The organism is Bowdeniella nasicola (assembly GCF_001907295.1).
Taxonomy (GTDB): domain Bacteria; phylum Actinomycetota; class Actinomycetes; order Actinomycetales; family Actinomycetaceae; genus Bowdeniella; species Bowdeniella nasicola.
The window spans coordinates 1-2,843 of sequence record NZ_MQVR01000132.1 but is presented as its reverse complement, the minus strand read 5'-3'; the positions used below and the strand labels follow the sequence as shown (position 1 = coordinate 2,843).

3 protein-coding genes are annotated in these 2,843 nt (G+C 61.6%); 1 reads left to right on the top strand and 2 read right to left on the bottom strand.

Features of this window, described 5'->3' with window-relative positions; genetic code table 11:
- Positions 1 to 106: 106 nt before the first annotated feature.
- Complete coding sequence (locus tag BSZ39_RS14875; RefSeq protein ID WP_255407897.1) at positions 107 to 241, bottom strand: hypothetical protein; 135 nt, start codon at positions 239 to 241, stop codon at positions 107 to 109.
- Positions 242 to 371: 130 nt separating this feature from the next.
- Here BSZ39_RS14875 and BSZ39_RS15175 point away from each other — a divergent pair, with 130 nt between their 5' ends.
- Complete coding sequence (locus tag BSZ39_RS15175) at positions 372 to 1,283, top strand: response regulator transcription factor (protein WP_083603356.1); 912 nt, start codon at positions 372 to 374, stop codon at positions 1,281 to 1,283.
- A gap of 98 nt (positions 1,284 to 1,381) precedes the next feature.
- Here the strand turns inward: BSZ39_RS15175 and BSZ39_RS12490 are convergent, their stop codons facing one another.
- Positions 1,382 to 2,617, bottom strand: a complete 1,236-nt coding sequence (locus BSZ39_RS12490; RefSeq protein ID WP_170957839.1) for an IS110 family RNA-guided transposase — start codon at positions 2,615 to 2,617, stop codon at positions 1,382 to 1,384.
- Positions 2,618 to 2,843: the final 226 nt, after the last annotated feature.

Sequence of the window (2,843 nt, the reverse complement as noted above, 5' to 3'; positions counted from 1 at the left end):
GTGAGTTGTAGAAGATGAACTCGAGGATCACGCGGTGACCGCCCTGCTGTCCAGCACGACCACCCCGCTACACCACTATGAGGGACTCAACTACGGTGGCGTCGACTCACTCGTCGTCGACGGTGACGACCGCGGCGGTCGTGGTGCCAGTGGTGCCCGCAGGGACCACCATCTGCACGCCGGCGTCGTCGTTGTGCGCGAGCGTCCGCTGCTCGGCGATTTCGGTGCTGGTGAGACGCATGACTCAACCTCCTTGATCTGCACTCCTCCGGACGCTGTTCGCCCGGAAAGTCGGAGCTGCGATTTCTCGCATTCTCACCGTAGGTACGTGGCAAGGCACAGTTGTAGTCCGGGAATGCACGGACGGGGCTATGGTTGACAATGATACGGGTTGGCCTGTATGTATGCGGCATGGGGACTGTTGCCGACGCGAGCACGAAGCTCTCGAACCCGCGAGCTGCTGTGCGGTGGAGCGAAGAGCGTTCACCGAGCCTGAGCTGTGGTGCGCAAGGGTCTACGTCAATCTGCGGCTCCGGATCGCGAACGCAGGACCAACGCACGATCTTCTCTTGGGGAACCCTCGGATAGCGGCACTGGAAGGGCCGATTGTGACGAAGCGTTTTCATCGTGCAGCAGCCTCTAAGAGAGTTTCTGAGGTCAAGGGTCTCGTTAACCTAGAGCCATTTTGCGATGCTCTTACAGAGTGCATGAGGCGAAACGAGGGCGAGGAATTTGACTGGCCCCGTATTTGCGCGGTGGTTGACTGCATGCGAGAACGCGTCGGCTTGGGTCTCAAACTGGTGGACGAAATTGGTGGACTCTCAGATGATGCCGTCGCAGTGGCGGTCGCCGCGAGCATCTCAGGCAGTCCGTTTCGACTGACTGCGTTGCTTCCACTCCTCACGTTCTCTGAAAAACGCGGACGTCAAGCACTCGCCGAACTCGAAGAACTTATAGTTATTGTTGCCCTCGAGGATCACTATCGAGCTTTTGTCTCCCTCGGCCTAGAACCGAATTCCCTTGACGGCCGTCAAGCTGGGGCGCATGCTGCGCCGAGCCCACGAGAACAAGAGGTTGCCCGTCTCGTCGCTCAGGGTCTAACTAATTATCAGATTGGGGTGCGACTTGGGCTAAGCGAGCGCACGGTCGAGACATACATTCGACGCCTCTTCAGAAAGCTCAATGTGAGTTCACGATCCCAGGTCGTGGCTTGGCAGATGTGCCAGGAAAACGTTCGCCTCCCGCTCATGGCTAACGACCCCGTTGAGCACACTTCAACGTAAGTTCCTCTGCTCAGAGAAGCGGCGCGGTCGAGTCCAAATTCCTTTTCTGGTGCAGTGTCAAGGCTGGCCTTCCGCTCTTGGGGGTCCCTATGTTCTTGTCAAGCAGCGAGGGGCATTGGTGAGGGGTCTGGGGCCGGCGCGGGAGCCCGGTAGGGCTCTCGGTTCTTGATCATCGCGAACAGGACGTCGCACCGGCGTCTCGAGAGGCAGATGAGGGCGGCGTTGTGCTTCTTGCCCTGGGCGCGTTTGCGGTCGTAGTAGGCCCGGCTGATGGGGTCAGATCTGAGGGCTGCGAATGAGGACAGAAAGAGGGCTCGTTTGAGGTGTTTGTTTCCGGATCGTGCGGGGAACTCGCCGCGGATCGAGGTTCCGGAGCGTCGGGTGACTGGTGCTAGGCCGGCGTAGGCGGCCAGGTGGCCGGCGGTGGGGAACTGTGAGGCGTCGCCGACGTCGAGCAGGATCCGTGCTGCGGTCCTGACCCCGACGCCTGGCATCGAGGTCAGGACCTCGGCAAGAGGGTGAGCATCAACCACTTTCTCGACCTGGACCGCGAGCTCAGCGCGCTGGTCCAGGACCTGACGCAACGACGCGGCCAGCTTCGGCAGGACCTGTTCTGCCGAAGCCGTGCCAGCAACGACGACGGTCTGCTCGCCGAGAGCGGTGGTGATGGCGTCGGCGAAGGGTGGGGCGTTGCGGGGGTAGGCCTTGGTGATGATGCGCAGCAGCTTGGACTTCGATGCGGCTGCCATGCCTTGCGGGCCGCCGAGCTGCTCGATCACCGCCAAGCCCTGCTTGGTGGTCAACCTCGGTCCGACAACGCGTTCGAGTGCGGGATGGATCTGGGTGAGCAGGCCTCGGATGCGGTTCGACAACCGCGTCGCCTCGGCCGCAAGATCTTCGTCGAAGCCGACCAATACCTTGAGTTCGGCGAGGGTTTCCTCGCCAGCGTCGACGCGGCGCAGGGTGTGGGGCATCGTGCGGGCGGTGTCGGCGATGATGAACGCGTCACGGGCGTCGGTCTTCGCGTTGCCGGGGTAGAGGTCGGCTGCGCGTCGCATCGCCAACCCGGGCAGGTAGGCAACCGTGATGCCCATCGAGCGCGCGACCGCAATTGGCAGCGCGCCGATCGTGTTCGGTTGGTCCACGACCACCAGCACTCGTCCATGGGTTTGGATCTTGGTGAACAAGTCTTCGAGTTTGGCCTGGTCTTGCGGCAGAGGCTTGTCGAAGACCTTCTTGCCGGCAGTATCCAGCGCGCAGGCGTAGTGGGCTTGTTTGCCCACGTCCAACCCGCACCAGATGTCGAAGCCGATCTGTTCCATGATGACCACCATCCTTGCATCGAAGCGACGGTCGCCATGGTTGGTGATGCGTCAGCTGCCGGCACCCACGTTACGAAGAGACCTCATTGCTGGGCCGTGTCCCTATCAGCGGTCGGCTGGCGCCACCAGGCCCGGTGACAACACCCGTTACATTTATTGGTAGGTCCTCACCAGAGGATCTGGTCGCTGGCCCTGGTATGGCTGTCTTGCCCTGTCATCGATGATCCGGGGGGTGTTG